General features: G+C 58.0%; 2 protein-coding genes. Both read left to right on the top strand.

Annotated elements, in window-relative coordinates:
* Positions 1-124 precede the first annotated feature (124 nt).
* The gene (locus DW49_RS0121075; protein WP_005621787.1) at positions 125-1,306 is read left to right on the top strand and encodes an acyl-CoA dehydrogenase; all 1,182 of its coding nucleotides are present in this window, start codon (positions 125-127) and stop codon (positions 1,304-1,306) included.
* A 9-nt stretch (positions 1,307-1,315) separates the two neighbouring features.
* Positions 1,316-2,539, top strand: a complete 1,224-nt coding sequence (locus tag DW49_RS0121070; RefSeq protein ID WP_183144914.1) for a CaiB/BaiF CoA transferase family protein — start codon at positions 1,316-1,318, stop codon at positions 2,537-2,539.
* Positions 2,540-2,624 lie beyond the last annotated feature (85 nt).

Genomic DNA, 2,624 nt, shown 5'->3' with positions numbered 1-2,624 from the left:
AAACTCAAGAGAAACTATGAAAGCGTCATAGCAATGGCCTGCGCTTTTCTGTGGCTACCAATGTGAAACGGGAACAGACCCTAGGATCGTTACAGAATTTTTCAGCTGAACGTGAGGAGCAGGCATGAGCGGTAAAGCGAGCTTTAACTGGATCGATCCATTGTTGCTGGATCAACAGCTTACTGAAGAAGAGCGCATGGTTCGCGACACTGCCGAGCAGTTCGCCCAGGGCAAGCTTGCGCCGCGTGTGCTGGAAGCGTTTCGTCACGAGAAAACCGACCCGGCCATCTTTCGCGAGATGGGTGAAGTGGGGCTGCTGGGCGCGACTATCCCCGAGGAGTTCGGCGGCAGTGGCTTGAATTACGTCTGCTACGGGTTGATCGCCCGCGAAGTAGAGCGCGTTGACTCGGGCTATCGTTCGATGATGAGTGTGCAGTCCTCACTGGTCATGGTGCCGATCAATGAATTCGGCACGCAGGCCCAGAAAGAGAAATACCTGCCCAAACTGGCGTCTGGCGAGTGGATCGGCTGCTTTGGCCTGACCGAGCCCAATCACGGCTCCGACCCTGGCGCGATGATCACCCGGGCACGGAGTGTCGAAGGCGGTTATCGCCTGAGCGGCAGCAAGATGTGGATCACCAACAGTCCGATCGCGGATGTGTTCGTGGTGTGGGCCAAGGACGACGCTGGCGATATTCGCGGTTTCGTTCTCGAGAAAGGCTGGGCGGGCCTGAGTGCTCCGGTCATTCATGGCAAAGTCGGTTTGCGCGCGTCAATCACTGGCGAGATCGTCATGGACAACGTGTTCGTACCCGAAGAGAACATCTTCCCGGACGTGCGCGGTCTCAAAGGCCCTTTTACCTGCCTGAACTCGGCACGCTACGGTATTTCCTGGGGCGCGCTGGGTGCGGCTGAGTTCTGCTGGCACACCGCTCGGCAATACACCCTTGATCGTCAGCAGTTTGGCCGTCCGCTGGCAGCCAATCAGTTGATCCAGAAAAAGCTCGCAGACATGCAGACCGAGATCACCCTGGCGCTGCAAGGCTGTCTGCGACTGGGGCGCATGAAAGACGAAGGCACGGCGGCGGTGGAAATCACCTCGATCATGAAGCGCAACTCCTGCGGCAAATCTCTGGATATCGCGCGTATGGCTCGCGACATGCTGGGCGGGAACGGGATTTCCGACGAATTCGGCATTGCGCGCCATCTGGTCAACCTGGAGGTGGTGAATACGTATGAAGGGACGCACGACGTTCATGCGTTGATTCTGGGGCGAGCGCAGACCGGTATTCAGGCTTTCTATTAAGGAGGGCTGATCATGGGTGCGCTTTCACATATAAGGGTGCTCGACCTGTCACGTGTTCTGGCCGGACCCTGGGCCGGGCAGATCCTTGCTGATCTGGGCGCTGACGTCATCAAGGTCGAACGTCCGGGCTGTGGCGATGACACTCGCGCCTGGGGGCCTCCGTTTCTTAAGGATGCGGCCGGGCACAACACCAGCGAGGCGGCTTATTACCTGTCGGCCAATCGTAACAAGCAGTCGGTCACCATCGACTTCACGCGTCCTGAAGGGCAGAAGCTGGTCAAGGAGCTGGCGGCGAAGTCCGATATCGTCATAGAAAACTTCAAGGTTGGTGGGTTGGCGGCTTACGGGCTGGATTATGCGTCGCTCAAGGCGATCAACCCGCGACTGATCTATTGCTCCATTACCGGTTTCGGTCAAAGCGGTCCGTATGCGACGCGTCCGGGGTACGACTTCATGATTCAGGCGCTTGGCGGCCTGATGAGCCTTACCGGTTTGCCGGAGGGGGAGGAGGGTGCAGGCCCGGTGAAGGTCGGCGTTGCGCTGACCGATATCCTGACCGGTCTGTATTCAACGACCGCCATCCTTGCAGCCTTGGCTCATCGCGATCAAAACAATGTAGGGCAGCACATTGATATGGCGTTGCTGGACGTACAGGTGGCCTGCCTGGCCAATCAGGCCATGAACTACCTGACTACCGGGGTCGCACCAGAGCGTCTGGGCAATGCCCATCCCAATATCGTGCCCTATCAGAGTTTTCCGACTGCCGATGGCGATCTGATCCTTACGGTGGGTAACGACAGTCAGTTCAGGAAGTTTGCCGAAGTGGCGGGGCAGTCGCAGTGGGCAGATGATCCGCGTTTTCTGACCAACACGCTGCGAGTGGCTCATCGTGCTGAACTGATCCCGCTGATTCGGCAGGTGACCGTCTTCAAGGCTACCGCTCAATGGGTGGTCGAGCTGGAGGCTGTGGGTGTGCCTTGCGCCCCGGTCAATGATCTGGCTCAGGTGTTTGCTGATCCGCATGTTGTGGCGCGTGGGTTGGCGATCGAGCTACCCCATGCACTGGGTGGCAAGGTCCCGCAGGTCGCCAGCCCGATTCGTCTGTCCGAGACGCCGGTTGAATACCGCAGAGCGCCGCCTATGCTGGGCGAGCATACAGCTGTGGTACTGGAGGCGCTTCTCGGTTTGGGCGGTGATGAGGTTGCATCGCTGCGAGCGGCAGGTGTGCTGTAGCTATATAGAAGGGTGTTTTTAAAGCGCTTCTCTATATAGCTATGGCGCTAACAGGTTAATTTCAGGGTTTTTGAAATTAACGGTT

It is taken from the genome of Pseudomonas avellanae BPIC 631 (assembly GCF_000444135.1).
GTDB classification, from domain to species: domain Bacteria; phylum Pseudomonadota; class Gammaproteobacteria; order Pseudomonadales; family Pseudomonadaceae; genus Aquipseudomonas; species Aquipseudomonas avellanae.
Note: the sequence above shows the minus strand (reverse complement) of the source record. Positions and strands in the feature narration are given on the sequence as shown.